This is a genomic window from Seinonella peptonophila (genome assembly GCF_900129355.1).
Classification (GTDB): Bacteria; Bacillota; Bacilli; order Thermoactinomycetales; family Thermoactinomycetaceae; genus Seinonella; species Seinonella peptonophila.
In genome coordinates this window covers 18539-36268 of the sequence record NZ_FQVL01000002.1, presented here as the reverse complement: position 1 = coordinate 36268, position 17730 = coordinate 18539, and the positions used below count along the sequence as shown (strand labels likewise).

The 17730-nt window shown below is 41.2% G+C and carries 19 protein-coding genes; all 19 read left to right on the top strand.

Annotation, left to right across the window (positions count from 1 at the left end):
- Positions 1–108 precede the first annotated feature (108 nt).
- The 19 genes from BUB71_RS04530 to BUB71_RS04440 all read left to right on the top strand — a co-directional run bounded on the left by BUB71_RS04530 (position 109) and on the right by BUB71_RS04440 (position 17685).
- The gene (locus tag BUB71_RS04530; RefSeq protein WP_073152974.1) at positions 109–615 is read left to right on the top strand and encodes a YceD family protein; all 507 of its coding nucleotides are present in this window, start codon (positions 109–111) and stop codon (positions 613–615) included.
- 23 nt (positions 616–638) lie between these two features.
- Complete coding sequence (rpmF, locus tag BUB71_RS04525; protein WP_073152970.1) at positions 639–821, top strand: 50S ribosomal protein L32; 183 nt, start codon at positions 639–641, stop codon at positions 819–821.
- A gap of 164 nt (positions 822–985) precedes the next feature.
- On the top strand, positions 986–1549 hold the full coding sequence (fapR, locus tag BUB71_RS04520) for a transcription factor FapR (RefSeq protein WP_073154067.1): 564 nt from the start codon (positions 986–988) through the stop codon (positions 1547–1549).
- A gap of 22 nt (positions 1550–1571) precedes the next feature.
- Complete coding sequence (gene plsX, locus BUB71_RS04515; RefSeq protein WP_073152966.1) at positions 1572–2549, top strand: phosphate acyltransferase PlsX; 978 nt, start codon at positions 1572–1574, stop codon at positions 2547–2549.
- A gap of 17 nt (positions 2550–2566) precedes the next feature.
- Positions 2567–3565, top strand: coding sequence for a beta-ketoacyl-ACP synthase III (locus BUB71_RS04510; protein WP_073152963.1), 999 nt, complete (start codon positions 2567–2569; stop codon positions 3563–3565).
- A 25-nt stretch (positions 3566–3590) separates the two neighbouring features.
- Entirely contained in the window at positions 3591–4526 is a 936-nt protein-coding gene (gene fabD, locus BUB71_RS04505; RefSeq protein ID WP_073152959.1) for an ACP S-malonyltransferase, read from the top strand.
- A gap of 20 nt (positions 4527–4546) precedes the next feature.
- Positions 4547–5290: a 3-oxoacyl-[acyl-carrier-protein] reductase gene (gene fabG / locus BUB71_RS04500; protein ID WP_073152955.1), complete on the top strand. Its 744-nt coding sequence runs from the start codon at positions 4547–4549 to the stop codon at positions 5288–5290.
- 64 nt (positions 5291–5354) lie between these two features.
- Entirely contained in the window at positions 5355–5603 is a 249-nt protein-coding gene (gene acpP, locus BUB71_RS04495; RefSeq protein WP_073152951.1) for an acyl carrier protein, read from the top strand.
- A gap of 77 nt (positions 5604–5680) precedes the next feature.
- A complete protein-coding gene (gene fabF / locus BUB71_RS04490) occupies positions 5681–6922 on the top strand; it encodes a beta-ketoacyl-ACP synthase II (protein WP_073152948.1) in 1242 nt (413 codons plus the stop codon).
- A 31-nt stretch (positions 6923–6953) separates the two neighbouring features.
- A complete protein-coding gene (gene rnc / locus BUB71_RS04485) occupies positions 6954–7643 on the top strand; it encodes a ribonuclease III (RefSeq protein ID WP_073152945.1) in 690 nt (229 codons plus the stop codon).
- A gap of 250 nt (positions 7644–7893) precedes the next feature.
- Positions 7894–11496, top strand: a complete 3603-nt coding sequence (gene smc, locus BUB71_RS04480) for a chromosome segregation protein SMC (RefSeq protein ID WP_073152940.1) — start codon at positions 7894–7896, stop codon at positions 11494–11496.
- Positions 11497–11519: 23 nt separating this feature from the next.
- On the top strand, positions 11520–12512 hold the full coding sequence (gene ftsY / locus BUB71_RS04475) for a signal recognition particle-docking protein FtsY (protein WP_073152937.1): 993 nt from the start codon (positions 11520–11522) through the stop codon (positions 12510–12512).
- 94 nt (positions 12513–12606) lie between these two features.
- Positions 12607–12945: a YlxM family DNA-binding protein gene (ylxM, locus tag BUB71_RS04470; RefSeq protein WP_245815523.1), complete on the top strand. Its 339-nt coding sequence runs from the start codon at positions 12607–12609 to the stop codon at positions 12943–12945.
- Positions 12946–12957: 12 nt separating this feature from the next.
- Complete coding sequence (gene ffh / locus BUB71_RS04465) at positions 12958–14304, top strand: signal recognition particle protein (RefSeq protein ID WP_073152934.1); 1347 nt, start codon at positions 12958–12960, stop codon at positions 14302–14304.
- 75 nt (positions 14305–14379) lie between these two features.
- A complete protein-coding gene (rpsP, locus tag BUB71_RS04460) occupies positions 14380–14655 on the top strand; it encodes a 30S ribosomal protein S16 (RefSeq protein ID WP_073152931.1) in 276 nt (91 codons plus the stop codon).
- Between the two features lie 15 nt (positions 14656–14670).
- Positions 14671–15198, top strand: a complete 528-nt coding sequence (gene rimM, locus BUB71_RS04455; RefSeq protein ID WP_084731090.1) for a ribosome maturation factor RimM — start codon at positions 14671–14673, stop codon at positions 15196–15198.
- An 8-nt stretch (positions 15199–15206) separates the two neighbouring features.
- Positions 15207–15947, top strand: coding sequence for a tRNA (guanosine(37)-N1)-methyltransferase TrmD (gene trmD, locus BUB71_RS04450; protein WP_073154064.1), 741 nt, complete (start codon positions 15207–15209; stop codon positions 15945–15947).
- An 83-nt stretch (positions 15948–16030) separates the two neighbouring features.
- Positions 16031–16375: a 50S ribosomal protein L19 gene (gene rplS, locus BUB71_RS04445; RefSeq protein ID WP_073152927.1), complete on the top strand. Its 345-nt coding sequence runs from the start codon at positions 16031–16033 to the stop codon at positions 16373–16375.
- Positions 16376–16593: 218 nt separating this feature from the next.
- Positions 16594–17685 carry an alpha/beta hydrolase gene (locus BUB71_RS04440; protein ID WP_073152923.1) on the top strand — a complete coding sequence of 364 codons (1092 nt, stop codon included), beginning with the start codon at positions 16594–16596 and terminating at the stop codon, positions 17683–17685.
- The last annotated feature ends 45 nt before the right edge of the window (positions 17686–17730 follow it).

The following is a 17730-nucleotide window of genomic DNA, read 5'->3' as shown; positions in this document are numbered from 1 at the left end:
TGTTTTCGTCATCATAAGTGTGACGGGATATCGCTTGTTTTACAGAGAGATTATGATTTAAGTCATCGATTCGCTAACTGTTTGATGGCGAGTGAAGAGGTGGGGTAAATGCAGATATCATTAGATACGTTTGTGCAGTTGCAAGATCGTCCGCTGACTTTGCGAGATCGACTACTATTACCTGAGTTAAATAATGAGATTCGCAGCTTGGTGCGGATGAAGCCAGTCCATGTTCATGTGGAGATTAGCCGAACAGGTTCTCATCAGTTTCGTCTACAAGTAAGACAGTCAGCTGAAGCTACTTTTGTCTGCTCGCGTTGCTTGGAGGAATTTGATTTACCGATCGAGTTAACCTGGGCAGAAACGTTTACAGATCTACCGGTTGTAGACGCAGAAGGAGTAGAGGTTTACCCAATCGGTGAAGCTCTTCATTTAGAACCATGGGTTCGTGAAGCTTTTCTGCTCCAGATTCCCTTTGTTCCAATCTGTCGGGATACATGTAGAGGGCTCTGTCCAAGCTGTGGCATAAATCGCAATAAGGGGATCTGTCAATGCAATACGGAGCATATTGATCCAAGACTTGCGAAATTACAAGAATTTAAGTTTGATTCCTAGATTTGCTAGAGAGGAGGGGGATTATGGCTGTTCCAAAAAGACGTACTTCAAAAACTCGTAAGCGTAAGCGTCGCACACATTTTAAACTAACTGCACCCAATTTAGTTTCATGTCCTCAATGTAGCAGTAAAAAATTGTCTCACCATGTTTGTCCTGAATGTGGATATTATAAAGGCACTGAAGTTGAAGGCGTAGCAAATAACTAATCGATTTTAACTATCGGCACTCTGTTGAAGTGCCGATAGTTGTCTATGAAGGATCAACAAGCTAAGTGCTTGTCTTTTTTTTCTTTTTTTTGTATACTATCTTAGTACTAGATTCTAATACCTGGTCATAATTGCAGTGAGATGGAGGTGTCTCCCCTGTGCGCATGTCAAAGCAAGAACGACAACGTCAATTGATTTTAGCATTTAAAGAAGACCCTTTTCTCACGGATGAGGAGATGGCAAAACGTTGTTTAGTCAGTGTGCAGACAATTCGATTGGATCGAATGGAATTAGGCATACCTGAATATCGTGAGCGGATCAAGCACATGGCAGAGGGGAATTTTGACCGGGTTCGTTCTCTCTCTCCTGATGAAGTGATTGGAGAGATGATCGATCTTCAATGGGATCGTAGTGGAATCTCCTTATTAGAGATTCGCCAGGAGCATGTTTTTTCTCGTACCAAAATTGCACGTGGACATTATCTTTTTGCTCAGGCTAATTCATTAGCTGTAGCGATTGTTGATGCAGAGATTGCGCTGACACGCTCGGCCAATATTCGTTTTGTTCGCCCGGTTCATCTAGGAGAACGTTGCATTGCTCAAGCAAAAGTGATTGAACAAAAGAGTGCCTCACGATTGCAAATTCAAGTGATGACAAAAGTTAGCGGTGAGATTGTCTTTCAAGGTATATTTGATGTCTATCGATTAGAAGAGAATGAGCGAACATAGGGATAAAGGAGGCTAGCGTGAAATGCGGATCGCGCTTGACGCAAATGGAGGCGACCATGCACCAGCGGCGATTGTAGATGGCGTAGTACAAGCAGCAGAACATTGGGGAGATACAATTTTTATTTTAATTGGACATGATGAAAAGATTGTTCCAAAAAAGTTACATAATCTTGAATTTCGCTATGCTTCAGAGCAAATTGAGCCAGATGATGAGCCTGTAAAAGCGGTGCGAAGAAAAAAGGATTCATCAATGGTGATCGGTTGTCAAATGCTAAAAGCAGGAGAGGCAGATGCTTTTATTAGCGCAGGAAATACGGGTGCGCTCATGGCAGCAGGACTTTTATATACAGGTCGAATCAAGGGGGTTTCCAGGCCGGCACTTGCTCCTATTTTCCCCACAATAGATGGTCGTGAGTTACTTGTCTTAGATGTCGGGGCAAATCCTGATGCGAAAGCTGAGCATCTTTTCCAATATGCAGGAATGGGCAGTATTTATGCTGAAAAAGTGCTTGGATGTCAACAACCAAGGGTCGGATTGCTCAATATCGGGACTGAGGAAGGAAAAGGCAGCCAGTTGACGAAAGAAGCCCATGAATTAATCAGTCAATGCAATGAAATTCATTTTGTTGGAAATACAGAAGCTCGTGAAGTGTTACATGGTCCTTGCGATGTACTTGTATGTGATGGCTTTAGTGGTAATATTTTGCTCAAGAATGCTGAGGGTGTAGCAAAAGCGATACTTGGTCGATTAAAGCAGGAAATATTATCAACTTGGTATACACGTTTCGCGGGGTGGTTATTACGTTCTAAATTGCAACAATTTGCGAAAGAAATGGATTATCAAGAACATGGTGGCGCGCCACTCTTAGGTATTGCAGCTCCTATTATTAAAGCTCATGGATCATCAGATGGCAAAGCCATTTTTCATGCGGTTCGTCAAGCGAGATTATTTGTATCGCGAAATGTAGTCTCATTGATTCAAGATCAGTTTGCCAAATAGAGGCGGGGGGAATAAAAATGAGGTCAGTGGGGATCATTGGAGTCGGAGCATATGTACCTGAGAAAAAACTCACAAATTATGATTTAGAAAAAATGGTGGAAACCAATGATGAATGGATTGTTTCTCGGACTGGTATCAAGGAGCGCCGTATTGCAGCGAAAGAAGAGGCTGCGTCAGATTTGGCAGTAAAGGCGTCTAAGCGAGCCCTAAAACAAGCGGGTATTACCGCGGATCAATTAGATTTAATCATCGTTGCCACTGTAACGCCAGATATGGTTTTTCCAGCAACGGCTTGCCTGGTACAAAATCAGTTGGGTGCAACGAAAGCAGCCACTTTTGATCTTTCAGCAGCTTGTACTGGATTTATTTATGGTATTACAACTGCGACACAGTTTATTAAAACGGGCGTGTACCAACATGCTTTGGTCATTGGTGTTGATTGTCTATCTCGAATTGTTGATTGGGAAGACCGAAATACTTGTATCTTATTTGGAGATGGTGCAGGAGCGGCTGTACTTGGACCTGTTGAAGATGGTTATGGACTTCTCTCATTTGACCTTGGCGGGAATGGAGAAGGTGGAGATCTACTCAAAGTTGAGGCAGGAGGTTCACGTTTACCAGCATCTGAGTTAACGGTTGCCAATAAACAACATATGATCGCTATGAATGGGCGTGAAGTTTTTAAATTTGCTGTTCGTGTCATGAGCAAATCCACTCAAAAAGCTTTGGATCATGCAGGTCTAGAAAAAGAGGATATTGATTTCTTTATTCCACATCAAGCAAATATCCGGATCATTGAGTCGGCAATGAAACGATTTGGATTGCCAAGAGAAAAGGTAGTCGTCAATATTGATAAATATGGTAACATGTCCTCTGCCTCTATCCCGGTTGCTTTAAATGAAGCAATCGAACAAGAGCGAATTAAAAAAGGAGATACATTGGTTCTTTGTGGATTTGGTGGAGGTCTTACATGGGGTTCAACCGTAATAAAATGGTCAATGGATCAAGTGGAGTAACCAATAGAAAGGGATGCATCTGAAGATGGGTAAAGTAGCGTTTATCTTTCCAGGACAAGGTTCACAAAAAATAGGTATGGGTAAAGAGATCGCAGCTACTTCTTCCGCTGCACAGAAAGTTTTTGCAGAGGCTGACGAGGCATTAGGTTTTTCCCTCTCTTCGCTTTGCTTTGAAGGACCTGAGGAGAAACTAACACAGACGGAAATTACTCAACCAGCGATCTTAACGACTAGTGTGGCTCTATTAGAAGCGTTAAAACCATTTGATATTACCCCGGATTTTGTTGCTGGTCATAGTTTAGGTGAATATTCAGCATTGGTGGCGGCTGGTGCACTTACATTTCGTGAGGCAGTAGTAGCCGTTCATGAAAGAGGAAAATGGATGGAAGAGGCAGTTCCTACTGGCATTGGAGCGATGACCGCTATTATGGGGCTTGACCGTGAGATTCTGGATCAAATATGTCGTGATGTGAGTACAACTGAGCAAAGTGTTCAACCGGCTAATTATAATTGCCCAGGACAAATTGTGATATCTGGACATCAAGCAGCAGTTGATCAGGCTGCAAAGTTAGCGAAAGAAGCTGGGGCTCGACGCACCATTTCTTTAACAGTGAGCGGTCCTTTTCATTCTAAACTGATGGAACCAGCTAGTAAGAAATTAAAACAGACTTTAGATCGCGTCAATCTCCAACAGGCATCCATTCCTGTGGTAGCAAATGTGTCTGCTTCTCCGATTCAAGCTGCTGATGAAATCCGAAAGGCTTTGATTGACCAGGTTGCTTCACCTGTATTATGGGAAGATATTGTTCGTTTTCTGTTAGAGCAAGGGGTAGATGAAATGGTTGAAGTGGGGACAGGTAAAGTATTGGCTGGATTAGTCCGGAAAATTGACCGGAATGTAAAAGTATGGAATGTTCAAGACTCAGCATCGCTGCAAAGTTTAGCAGAGTCATTGAAATAAATGAAAGAAGTGTGATATGAATGCTAGAGGGGAAAACAGCGATTGTAACAGGTGGCTCTAGAGGAATAGGACGGGCAATAGCGATCACATTGGCGAGTAAAGGTGCAGATGTAGCGATTTTTTATGCAGGTAACCAAGTAGCTGCTGAAGAAACCGTTCAACAAGTGCAACATTTAGGGCGAAACGCACTTGCTTTTCAAGTGGATGTAACGGATGCGAATGCTGTTGATCAAGGAATAAAAGAAATACATACTGCATGGGGAAAGATCGATATATTGGTCAATAATGCTGGAATTACTCGTGACAATCTCTCACTTCGCATCAAAGAAGAAGATTGGGATTCTGTGATTGATACGAATTTAAAAGGAGTCTTTCTTTGTACGAAGGCCGTTTCACGTTTGATGATGCGGAAAAAAACAGGTCGAATTATTAACATTAGTTCTGTTGTCGGCGTGATGGGTAATGCGGGACAAGCTAATTATAGTGCTGCCAAGGCCGGGATTTTAGGTTTGACAAAATCGATTGCACGAGAATTTGCTGGTCGTGGAATCACAGTTAATGCAGTAGCACCAGGATTTATCCAAACGGATATGACAGAAGCTCTCTCAGAGCAGCAACAACAGGAGATTTTCAAACAGATTCCGTTAGGTTACTTTGGGAAACCCGAAGATGTAGCTGAATTGGTCTCATTTCTTGCCAGTGATGGAGCACGATACATCACAGGGCAAACCATCCATATTGACGGTGGTATGGTAATGAGCTAAGTTCATTCGGCTTTTGTTGTTAGCCTGGTTCCATTTGGATATTCTGAGAGGGAGGTGAATAAAAATGGCAGATACTTTTAATCGTGTCAAAGAACTTATCGTAGAACATCTTGACGTAAAACCAGAAGAAGTAACATTGGAAGCAGGAATCAAAGATGATTTAGGTGCTGATTCCCTCGATGTTGTTGATCTGATTTTAAACCTTGAACAAGAATTTGATCTCGATCAAATCGAGGAAGAGGACTCAGAAAAGATCGTAACTGTTGGGGATATTGTTACTTATATTGAGAAACAAAAACAGGAACAAAAATAATGAGAAGAAAGTCCCGTTGCATTTTGTTACGGGACTTTCATCCCATCAATTATCAAATGTTAGAAAGGTGGTAGCATATGTCTCATCGTGTAGTGATCACGGGTATGGGAGTTATCACTCCAATTGGTAACGATGTAACAACTTTCTGGGAAAACCTTGTAAATGGTAAATCAGGGGTTGGATACGTTACACAATTTGATACTACGGATTACTCTGTAAAAATCGCTGCTGAAGTAAAAGATTTTGATCCAAAGGACTTTATGGATCGAAAAGAGGCAAGAAGGATGGATCGTTATACTCAGTTTGCGATTGCCGCAAGTAAGATGGCGATAGAGGATGCATCATTAAAGATGGACGAGGTTGATGCAACGCGTGTGGGTGTCTATATTGGATCAGGGATTGGTGGACTAGGTACCTTTGAACAGCAGCATAAAACACTGCTTGAAAAAGGACCACGTAGAGTAAGTCCCTTTACCATTCCGATGATGATAGCGAATATGGCTTCTGGACAAGTTTCCATCATGTCTGGAGCAAAAGGACCCAATAGCTCAGCTATTTCGGCTTGTGCGACTGGTACTCATTCAATTGGTGATGCGTTTAAAATCATCCAGCGTGGAGATGCAGATGCGATGATCGCTGGAGGTGCAGAAGCTACCATTTTACCAATGGGCTTTGCAGGTTTTGGCAATGCGCATGCACTTTCTACACGTAATGATGATCCACAAGGAGCAAGTCGACCATTTGATAAAGAGCGAAATGGTTTTGTAATGGGTGAAGGGGCCGGCATTGTAATATTAGAGTCGTTAGAGCATGCCAAAGCACGTGGTGCAAACATTGTTGCGGAAGTTGTAGGCTATGGAATGACTGGTGACGCTTACCACATTACACATCCAGATCCACAAGGAGATGGTGGAACTCGTTGTATGCTAGCCGCGATAAATGATGCTGGATTAGACCCGACTGAAATTGATTATATTAATGCACATGGTACTTCAACAGAGATAAATGATAAGTTTGAAACAATGGCGGTCAAGAAGACATTTGGTGATCATGCATACCGCTTAGCGATTAGCTCTAATAAATCAATGATCGGACATTTACTTGGTGCGGCTGGTGGAGTCGAAGCGATTGCCACAGCATTAACCATTCGTGATGGGGTTATTCCACCAACAATCAACTATGAATTTCCAGATCCAGATTGTGATCTTGATTATGTACCGAATGAAGCAAGAAAAGCAAAAGTGCGAGCAGCTATTTCCAATTCACTTGGATTTGGTGGACATAATGCTACATTGGCACTTCGTGCATTTGAGCAATAATCATTTGGACCAAGGGGATGTGTTGCTAAAAATGGATTTATCTGTATTGGAGCAGGCGCTTGGTTTTAAGCTCAAGGATAAAAAGTTGTTCCAACAAGCTTTTACGCATACCTCTTTTGCGCATGAAAGAAAGAAAGCGGGCTCTTCCGCAGATAATGAACGACTTGAATACTTAGGCGATGCAGTTTTGGAACTAGTTGTTTCAGAGTATTTATTTCATCGTTACCCTGAGATGAGCGAGGGAGAATTAACACGCACAAGAGCGCGTATTGTCTGTGAGCCCTCTCTTGCTTCTTTTGCTCAAGAGTTAAAATTAGGTGACTTTATGCATTTGGGCAAAGGTGAAGAGTTAACGGGTGGACGTACGCGTCCTTCCTTGCTTGCCGATGTTTTTGAGGCATTTATTGGTGCGTTGTTTTTAGATCAAGGTTTGGATCAAGTGAAAAGCTTCTTGTATAACGTTGTTTTCGCCAAAGTAACTGATGAATGGCTATCTGAAATGACGGATGCTAAGAGTCAGTTACAAGAATGGGTTCATCAAGAGCGGTTAGGAATATTGGAATATAAAATAGCCGATATACAAGGCCCCGCACACGACCGTCATTTTGTTGCTGAAGTCTATCTAAATCAACGGAAGTTGGGCAAGGGAGCAGGGCGTTCTAAGAAAGAAGCCGAACAACAAGCTGCTGCTCAAGCGATAAAACTAAGAAACAGAAGATAGACAAAAAACAACCCCGTTGACTTGGCGAAAACGAGGTTGTTTTTTGTCTTGGACATGCTTGAACAAATTGAGTGGATGAAAATAAGGCGCATTTCCAGTATGATGTGGAAGTGGGGCTTTTTTGTTGTTATTTTCTAGAGAAAATCGTACAAAATTGCTTACTATATATCTAAACTAGTTTGTGACACATACTAAAATCAAAAATAATCCTTGTATAAAAGTAGGAAGAGAGGGGGCCTAGAAAGTTCCCATGTATTTGAAACGGCTTGAAATGAGTGGATTTAAATCCTTTGCAAATCGAACGGAATTTAAATTTGTACCAGGTATTACAGCAATTGTAGGGCCGAATGGAAGTGGTAAAAGCAATGTTACAGATGGGATCAGATGGGTACTAGGAGAACAAAGTGCGCGTTCATTACGCGGTGCAAAAATGGAAGATGTCATTTTTGCTGGTAGTTCGGATCGAAAGCCGGTCGGTTTTTGCGAGGTATCGATCACTTTTGATAATAGTGAGCAACGATTAGCATATGACTATCCAGAAATAACAGTGACAAGACGTGTGTATCGCTCAGGAGAGAGTGAATATTTGCTAAATAAACAGCCTTGTCGTTTAAAGGATATTAACGAATTGTTTATGGATACGGGAATCGGTAAAGAAGCCTATTCAGTTATTAGCCAAGGGAAAATTGATGATATCCTTAGCACCAAGTCTGAGGATCGTCGGGCAATTTTTGAAGAAGCAGCAGGGATTGTAAAATATAAGACTCGCAAAAAAGATGCACAAAAAAAGCTAGAAATGACAGAACAGAATTTAACTCGCATTCATGATCTGATTCATGAACTTGAGCAGCAAATTGAACCATTGACTGAACAAGCCAAGGTAGCAGAGCAGTATAAGGATTGGAAAAGTGAGCTAAAAAATCATGAGATAGGACTCTATATCTATAAAATACAGCAGCTTCGTCAGGATTGGGAAAAGTCCAAATCCGAAGTTGCAGCATTGTCTGACCGTCAGATGAGTAGCGCAGCAGAATTGGCGCAAAAAGAGGCCTTATTAGCAGAGCTTAAAGAGAAACTACATCAAACAGAACAAGCATGGGAGAATCAACAAGCTGATTTACTAGCTGCAAGCGAAGCAATGGAGCGAGCTGAAGCGAGTCAAAGAGTTTTTGCTGAGCGTGTGATAAGCCAAAAACAGACAAAGGAACATGTATCTGTACAACTTAAACAGCTAAATGATGATTTGGATGAGATTGCTCAAGAGCGCGAGCAGCTTCGTTCACAACTTGTAACCAAACAAACAGAATATACACAAGCACAGCAAAAGTTGCAGGAGATTACTGAGAAACTTGAAAAGCAAACAGAAGCTACAGATGAAGTCGATGATCAATTACGTCATGATATACAAACATTAGAGAATCGACAATCTGTGCTTGAAAATGAGCTGCACCATCTATTTGCACAGAAAAAGATGGATGAAGGGTTAAAAGCGAAGCAAGATCAAGAATTGGAGCGATGGCGAGAAAAAAAGTATGTCTTGCAAGTAAAAAAGGATGAATTAGAACAGCAGCTCACAACATTGGAAGAGGAGCGAAAACGCTTACGAGAACTTGAACAAAAATTACGTGATCAATTACAAGAGCATCTAACAGAAGAACAACAGTTACGTCAAGAAGGGGATTTGTTGCAAAAAAAATTGACTCAGCTTCAATCTCGTTATGAATCATTAAAAGAAATCCAAGAGTCTCGCGAAGGGTTTTTTTATGGTGTGAAAGAGATACTCCGTGCTCGAGATCAAGGTGAATCATCGCTTTCATTGGTATATGGTGCAGTAGCAGAGCTCATTGAGGTTGAACCACGGTTTGAACAGGCAATTGAGATTGCACTTGGAGCTGGATTGCAACACATTATTGTTGCTAACGAAGATACTGGACGAGCGGGCATTCAATATTTAAAAAGGAATCGCTTAGGAAGAGCTACGTTTCTTCCGTTAGATGTAATTCAAGCAAGAACAATTCCAAGGGCAGAGTTTGAAAAAGCATCTACACATCCTGCCTGGGTCGGCATTGCTGCTGATTTAGTTCGATATGATCCAAGTGTTCAAGCTGCTATATATAACCTGTTAGGGAATATCATTATTGCTGAAAATTTAACAGGGGCGCAGCAGTTAGCAAGCCGTCTTCGTTATCGATATCGAATTGTTACTTTAGAAGGTGATGTTGTAAATCCCGGTGGATCAATGGCAGGTGGTAGCCAACAGAAGAGTAAATCAAATATCCTAAGCCGCTCACGTCAATTGGTTGAATTAGAATCAGAGTTACAACAGGGCAAGAAACGAATGTCTGCTTGGAAAGAAAGACTTCAATCTAAGGAGCAATTCGTGCTGCAAATACGACAACAAATGAATGATAATCAGCTTGAGAAAGAGAAACAAAATGAGCAACATCGAGAATTTCTTGCAAAACAACGTGAATATCAGCTTGAGCAAAATCATATCACGGAGCGGTTACAACAATTAATTCATCAACAGCAACAATCAGTAGCACAACAAATAAATTATGAAAATAAGCGAAGTGAACTAGAAAAAGAATATGCGGCTAATGAAGAGGCTTTACAAGAACGATCCCAGCAGCTATCAAAAATTGAACAGCAGCAATCAGAAATTGCCTCGGCTAAAGAAGAGTTTCAAGTAGAACTGGTTGATGCAAAAGTATATGTAGCAGAACTTAGACAAGAGTTAGAACATCATCAGCAAGGCATTGAACGGTTGGAGAGGAACTGGCAACGCACACTGGAGCAGAGACGTGCTTCGGAAAGTCAGTTGCAGGAGACAGAGCAAATCACTTTGGAGTTATCTGAACAACGTGATCAGATCGATCAAGAATTTCAAGCAGCTCAGCAAAAAAAGCAACAGGTCTCTGATCGTGTGCAAGAAATCAGACAATCGCGGGAAGCACAATTAAAAGAACGGGAAGAGCAAGAATATGTGGTTCGGCAGTTAGAACGTCAATTAAAAAAAGAACAAGATTTATCTCATCAACAAGAGGTACGCATGAATCGGCTAGACGTTGAGTTAAACCATTGTTTACAGAAACTAGCCGAAGAATATGAATTAAGCTATGAACGTGCTGCAAGAGAGTATCCAATCCCAGAAGAGCCAAACAAAGTCGAGCGACTTGTTCGTTCTTTAAAGCAACGAATTGCAGCTTTAGGTGAGGTTAATTTAGGTGCGATCGAAGAATATAGTCGATTGCAAGAACGGTTTGATTTTTTACAAACACAAGAAAAAGATTTGCTGGAAGCGAAGCAACGGCTCTATGATATGATCACACAGATTGAGCAAGAGATGGGAGTGCGCTTTTCTGAGGCTTTTACCTCGATTCGAGCAGAATTTCAAGAGGTGTTTGTCCAGATGTTTGGTGGAGGACAAGCTGATCTGCGTTTAACAGAACCAGAAAAATTATTAGAGACAGGAATTGAGATCGTTGCCCAACCCCCAGGTAAACGACTGCAAAATTTATCGCTTCTATCTGGGGGTGAACGGGCTTTAGCGGCAATTGCTTTGCTCTTCGCTGTATTGCGAATCAAGCCTGTTCCATTTTGTGTACTTGATGAAGTGGATGCAGCATTGGATGAAGTAAATCTAAGTCGTTTTACAAGATATATGCAAGAATTTTCTCATCACACGCAATTCATTATCATTACCCATCGTAAGCGAACAATGGAAGGAGCTGATGTCTTGTATGGGATAACGATGCAAGAATCTGGCGTTTCTTCATTGGTTTCCGTGCAAATGGAGGCATTGGTTGCAAGTGAGAAACAGGCGGCTGTAACCAGAGAAACTCAAGCATAATATAAGGGAAGAGGTAGTAAAGCATGGGCTTTTTTAAACGATTAAAAGAAAAAGTATCTCAAACAACTGATCGTGTCACACAAAAATTTATGAATGGTTTAAGTAAGACCAGCTCCTCATTAGTGGGGGCAATGGATCAGCTATTTGCTAGTTATCGTAAAATCGACGAAGATTTCTATGAAGAATTGGAAGAGATTTTAATTAGTGCAGATGTTGGTGTTGCAACAACGATGGAATTGATCGAACGGTTACGCGAAGAAGTAAAAGAACGAAAGATCAAAGAACCTGCTCAATTGCAACCTGTCTTAATCGAATTGTTAGATCAACTGATGAATGGTGAAGATGAAGTAGCCGAACTGGCACAAAATGATACAGGTCTATCAATCTATCTTTTTGTTGGCGTAAATGGAGTAGGGAAAACAACCACGATCGGGAAGCTTGCTTATCGTTTTAAACAGGAAGGAAAGAAAGTTGTCATGGCTGCTGGGGATACGTTTCGAGCAGGTGCCATAGAACAATTAGAAACATGGGGAAAACGGATTGGCGTCGATGTGATCAAACAATCTGCCGGAGCTGATCCGGCGGCTGTGATCTATGATGGAATTCAAGCAGCAAAATCGCGAAAAGCAGATATTTTGCTCTGTGATACCGCGGGTAGGTTGCAAAATAAAGTGAATTTGATGGAAGAATTAAAAAAGGTATATCGGGTAGTGGCAAGAGAGGTGCCTGGGGCTCCACACGAGGTTTTACTCGTTTTAGATGCAACAACAGGGCAAAATGCGCTAATTCAAGCGAAAACTTTTTCGGAGGCTGTACAGGTTTCTGGTATTGTGCTGACCAAATTAGATGGCACAGCTAAGGGTGGCATTGCGATTGCTGTTCGACATGAATGCAAAATTCCTGTGAAATTAATTGGACTGGGTGAGCAGGCTGATGATTTACAAGTATTTGATACAACTCAGTTTCTCCATGCCCTTTTCCCAGAAGTGAAAAATGAAAAAGATATAATGGCATAATCTATTTTAGAGTGACAAGTAAAAAACCTTGACAGGGAATTTTTTGCTGATATAATGTGTACTTGTGAAGTGAAGTGCTGCTAGTGAAAGCGTGATGTTTTTGTTAGAAGAAAAGATTGAACTCAACCAACTCTATGATTTTTATGGTCAGTTGTTAAGACCTAAACAACGTGCCTTATTAGAAATGTATTATCTTGATGATTGGTCTTTGGCTGAAATCGCAGAACATCAAGCTGTTTCGCGACAAGCAATCTTTGAATCTTTAAAGCGAGCGCAGCGGGCACTGATCGAGTTTGAACGGAAATTGCAACTAGTTGAGAAGCATCGTCAAAGATTAGTATTGGTGGAGCAGATTCGGCAACAAGCTCACTTAAATCCTGAGCTAGCTGATAAACTTGAAACATGGCTAAATCAGTTGTTAGCGATTGATTGAGGAGGTGAACTAATGGCATTTGAAGGGTTATCCGAACGGTTGCAAAGTGTGATGCAAAAGCTTCGAGGCAAAGGAAAAGTTACAGAGAATGATGTCAAAGAAGCAATGCGCGAGGTACGTCTGGCTTTATTGGAAGCAGATGTTAACTTTAAAGTAGTCAAACAGTTCGTCTCAAGAGTACGTGAGCGCGCCGTGGGACAGGAAGTACTAAAAAGCTTGACACCAGGTCAACAAGTGATCAAAGTTGTGGACGAAGAGCTGACACGCTTGATGGGTGGAGAGCAAAGTGAATTGGTGCAAGCGAAGCGTCCACCTACCATTGTGATGATGGTAGGCTTGCAAGGAGCTGGGAAAACGACAACAACGGGGAAACTTGCTAACCATTTACTAAAACAGAATCATCGCCCATTATTAGCGGCTGCAGACGTATATCGACCAGCAGCGATTCGGCAGCTTCAAGTCTTGGGTGAGCAATTAAAAGTACCTGTCTTTTCATTAGGCGAAAATGCTGATCCTGTTCAGATCGCCAAACAGGCATTGGTACAAGTAAATGATGAGGATTGCGACTATTTACTTGTCGATACGGCTGGTCGTCTTCATATTGACGAATCGATGATGGATGAGTTGAAACGAATGAAAGAGGTTATTCAGCCTGATGAGATCCTTTTGGTCGTCGATGCGATGACAGGACAAGATGCTGTAAATGTCGCAGAGAATTTTAATCGAGAACTTGGCTTAACAGGTGTAGTCTTAACGAAATTAGATGGAGATACTCGGGGTGGGGCTGCTCTATCCGTAAAAGCTGTAACTGATTGTCCCATTAAGTTTGTGGGGATGGGTGAAAAGATGGATGCTTTGGAGCCATTCTATCCCAAGCGAATGTCTTCCCGCATTCTGGGCATGGGTGATGTGCTGACACTGATTGATCGAGCAAAAGAAGCGATTGATGAAGAGAAGGCAAAAGAATTAGAACGGAAAATGCGTTCACAATCATTTACGTTTGATGATTTCCTTGAACAGTTAGAGCAAGTTCGAAGCATGGGCCCATTAGAAGATATGTTGTCTATGTTGCCAGGAGTCGGAAAGATGAAGGGTTTAAAAAACCTTCAAATCGATGAAAAGCAACTTGGGCGTGTGGAGGCCATTATTCGATCGATGACCCCGGCTGAGAAGCAGAAGCCAGAAATCATTAATGCAAGTCGTCGCAAACGAATTGCATTGGGCAGCGGGGTAGGCGTACCAGAGGTAAATCGATTATTAAAACAGTTTGATGACATGAAGAAGATGATGAAGAAATTTTCTTCCATGACAAAAGGCGGTAAGAAGAAGAAAAAAGGATTTCCATTTCCTTTCTCATAAAGGTTCCTTCCCATCAATATTGAGAAAATGGTGTATCATATTTGATTTGTCCATTCTTTAAAGGAGGTGAAAGTGATGGCGGTTAAAATTCGTTTAAAGCGCATGGGTGCTAAAAAAGCTCCATTTTATCGTGTAGTGGTGGCAGACTCACGCTCTCCACGTGATGGTCGTTTTATCGAGGAGATTGGGTACTACAATCCACTGACAAACCCAGCTCAAGTCAAAATCAATGAAGAAAAAGCATTAAAATGGTTGTCTCAAGGGGCGCAACCTTCTGATACTGTACGAGAATTGCTTCGTAAAGTTGGTGTATTGAAGCAAGTTCATGAAGCAAAATATGGTGCAAAATAATTCGGGTGGGTGAGTATGATGAGTCAGCCTGAGTTTTTGCGTGTCGGACAAATTGTTACCACACATGGTTTACGTGGTGATGTTCGTGTGCGAGTAACGACTGATTATCCAGAATTTCGATTTGCGACCGGAGCTCAATTAATCGCTACTCATCCCAATCAGAAAGAAAATTGCGTACTAACAGTAGAAAAAGGACGACCTCACAAAAATCTCTATTTGGTCAGCTTTTCAACATGGAATCATATTGATGAGGCAAAGTCTTGGATAGGTGGAGAATTAATGATTCCAATTGATGAAGCGATAACTGAGGATCATGAAAATTCTTATTATTATCATGAGCTGATTGGATGCCAAGTAGTGACGACTGACGGAAAGCTGATAGGGGAGATTCGTGAAATTTTGCCCAATCCAGCGAACGATTTATTCGTTGTTCAGCCACAAACGGGTAAAAAAATCTACTTACCCTTTATTGAGGAAATAGTCAAAGAAGTTGACCCTAGCACACGTCAAGTTAAGATTGAGTGGATGGAAGGATTAGACTAATGGCGACAATTCGTTTTGATGTGCTAACCTTATTTCCAGACATGTTTACTGGATTTATCCAAAATAGTATGATACAAAAAGCACATGAAAAGGGATTGATTGAGACTCGAATTATTAACTTCAGAGATTATGCCTTTAACAAACATCGAACCGTTGATGACATCCCTTATGGTGGTGGAGATGGGATGGTGTTAAAACCGGAGCCATTTTTTGAAGCAATTGATGATCTCATCGATCCAAATGAAGAGAAGCCACCAGTTCTACTCATGTCACCACAAGGAGAGCGGTTGACACAGCAAAAAGTAAATCAATTAGCAACCCATTCACGTCTGATACTATTATGTGGTCACTATGCGGGGTTTGATGAACGCATTCATCAATATGTAGCTACAGAAGAGATTTCAATTGGTGATTATGTACTTACGGGTGGGGAACTACCTGCGATGATTATCATGGATAGTGTAAGTCGTCAGATACCAGGGGTATTAGGGAATACCTTATCAGCTCAAAATGATTCTTTTGCTGATGGTCTATTGGAATATCCTCAATATACAAGACCTGCCGAATATAGAGGTTATCAGGTGCCTGAGGTTTTACTATCAGGACACCACCTACGGATCGAAAAATGGCGTCGACAAGAATCTCTTCGTCGCACATGGGAGCGTCGTCCTGAACTATTGGACAAGGTAACCCTAACGGAAGAAGATCGTATATTTTTAAGACAATTAGAAGATCAGCAAGGTGAATGAGACTTTGCTTGTTCTCTAGCTTTTAGTGTGTTAAAATAATGCCGCCATATTGTTGTCGGAAATGGCTAAGAGGAGGTGTAGGTATGCATCCAGTTTTACGTTCTGTCGGTGAAAAGCAGTTGCGCAATGATACCCCTGAATTTCGCCCTGGAGATACTGTCCGTGTTCATACTTTTAATAAAGATGGTAAGCGTGAACGTATTCTAGAAGGTGTTGTTATTCAACGTCGTGGAGGCGGAATTTCAGAAACTTTTACTGTGCGTAAGATTTCTTTTGGAGTGGGTGTGGAGCGTACCTTCCCACTACATTCACCTCGGATTGAAAAAATTGAGGTGATTCGTCGCGGGAAAGTGCGTCGTGCAAAATTGTTTTATCTGCGTAAACTACGTGGTAAAGCTGCACGGATTAAGGAATTACGCCGTAGGTAGTACCAAAACAAGGAATTGGTTTTAGAAGCCAATTCCTTGTTTTTTTAATGAAGTTTATCGATTATATATATATAATATTAATATAAGTATAGATTTTTATTTAAAATAAGTATTTCTTATTCATTAATATTTAGGAGAATTTTTGCAATTATTCACAAAATTAATAGCATGCTTAATAATGACAGTAATATTCGTTTTAGGTAATAGAGGTGATGACGATGAACCTATTGAACCGGAAAAGTTTAATTTATGGAAGTCTTGGTGCTGCTTCAACAGTCGCTAGTTTAAGCACAGGTATTTCACTTTATGCATTAAGGCAATTAATGCATCCTCCTCGTGAGAAAGTCAATATGAAGCCAGAGGATATTGGCTGTCCTGACTATGAGGAGATACGGATCAGGAGTGGATCGATTTCACTAGCAGGTTGGTTTGTTTTTGCAAAAAAGTCGCAACTATTAGATAGAGATAGAGAAAACAAAGGGTTACCTCTTGCGATCCTGTTACATGGCTATCGATGCAACCGTACGAAAGAAGAATCTTTGCCAGCAATGATTCGTTTCTTAACATCAGCAGGGCTCAATGTTCTGTCATACGATGCCAGGGCGCATGGGGAATCTGAAGGGGAATTTTCTACAGTCGGGAATTATGAAGGTAATGATTTATTAAATGTTTATCATTTCACAAAAGAAAGCGGTTTCAATCCAGTTTTGGTCTATGGTGTTTCAATGGGAGCTGCAACTGCTGCTACGCAATTACCAAAAATGAATGATGTTCAATTGGCCGTGCTTGATTCTACTTTTACTGGTTTAAATGACTTGCTGAGCAAAGATTTTGACACTTGGACGCCATTACCAAAGATTCCCTTTACGTATCAAATCGTTGCGTTGACCAAATTAATGAGAAAGATAAGTCCCAGTCACGTTCGACCAATCGACCAAATCAAGCAACAGGGATTTCCTCCAGCTCTGATTTTTCATGGTAAAAACGACCTTAAAATTCCTCCATACCATGGTGAAGCTTTATGGGAGGCTGCCGCAAATGATGCCCGACTTATTTTAGCTGACTCTTTAGATCATGCAAAAGTGTATCGTGGTTATGCAACGACAAATTTAACTGTAGATCGGGAGAAATATGATCAACGAGAATACCCTCGTCGTTACCTAACAGAAATTGGTCAAGCAATGGTCAATTATATTGATTTATATCGTGGGAAAGAAGAAATAATTCAGCAAGCTTTAACAGAAACGCTTGCTGTAGATTGTAACTTTTCACCTATTCAATTGAGTGGAAAAACAAGGGATTCCTATTGACCGATATTAGTGAGAATGATCCGCTACAACTTTGATGTAATTTCG

Excerpts from the sequence above, each read along its gene's own strand:
- fabF (WP_073152948.1), top strand. The coding sequence starts at position 5,681 with ATGTCTCATCGTGTAGTGATCACGGGTATGGGAGTTATCACTCCAATT.
- rnc (WP_073152945.1), top strand. The coding sequence starts at position 6,954 with ATGGATTTATCTGTATTGGAGCAGGCGCTTGGTTTTAAGCTCAAGGAT.
- fabD (WP_073152959.1), top strand. The coding sequence starts at position 3,591 with ATGGGTAAAGTAGCGTTTATCTTTCCAGGACAAGGTTCACAAAAAATA.
- rpmF (WP_073152970.1), top strand. The coding sequence starts at position 639 with ATGGCTGTTCCAAAAAGACGTACTTCAAAAACTCGTAAGCGTAAGCGT.
- fapR (WP_073154067.1), top strand. The coding sequence starts at position 986 with ATGTCAAAGCAAGAACGACAACGTCAATTGATTTTAGCATTTAAAGAA.
- BUB71_RS04510 (WP_073152963.1), top strand. The coding sequence starts at position 2,567 with ATGAGGTCAGTGGGGATCATTGGAGTCGGAGCATATGTACCTGAGAAA.
- rpsP (WP_073152931.1), top strand. The coding sequence starts at position 14,380 with ATGGCGGTTAAAATTCGTTTAAAGCGCATGGGTGCTAAAAAAGCTCCA.
- ftsY (WP_073152937.1), top strand. The coding sequence starts at position 11,520 with ATGGGCTTTTTTAAACGATTAAAAGAAAAAGTATCTCAAACAACTGAT.
- acpP (WP_073152951.1), top strand. The coding sequence starts at position 5,355 with ATGGCAGATACTTTTAATCGTGTCAAAGAACTTATCGTAGAACATCTT.
- fabG (WP_073152955.1), top strand. The coding sequence starts at position 4,547 with ATGCTAGAGGGGAAAACAGCGATTGTAACAGGTGGCTCTAGAGGAATA.
- rplS (WP_073152927.1), top strand. The coding sequence starts at position 16,031 with ATGCATCCAGTTTTACGTTCTGTCGGTGAAAAGCAGTTGCGCAATGAT.
- BUB71_RS04440 (WP_073152923.1), top strand. The coding sequence starts at position 16,594 with ATGAACCTATTGAACCGGAAAAGTTTAATTTATGGAAGTCTTGGTGCT.
- BUB71_RS04530 (WP_073152974.1), top strand. The coding sequence starts at position 109 with ATGCAGATATCATTAGATACGTTTGTGCAGTTGCAAGATCGTCCGCTG.
- rimM (WP_084731090.1), top strand. The coding sequence starts at position 14,671 with ATGATGAGTCAGCCTGAGTTTTTGCGTGTCGGACAAATTGTTACCACA.
- ylxM (WP_245815523.1), top strand. The coding sequence starts at position 12,607 with ATGTTTTTGTTAGAAGAAAAGATTGAACTCAACCAACTCTATGATTTT.
- ffh (WP_073152934.1), top strand. The coding sequence starts at position 12,958 with ATGGCATTTGAAGGGTTATCCGAACGGTTGCAAAGTGTGATGCAAAAG.
- plsX (WP_073152966.1), top strand. The coding sequence starts at position 1,572 with ATGCGGATCGCGCTTGACGCAAATGGAGGCGACCATGCACCAGCGGCG.
- smc (WP_073152940.1), top strand. The coding sequence starts at position 7,894 with ATGTATTTGAAACGGCTTGAAATGAGTGGATTTAAATCCTTTGCAAAT.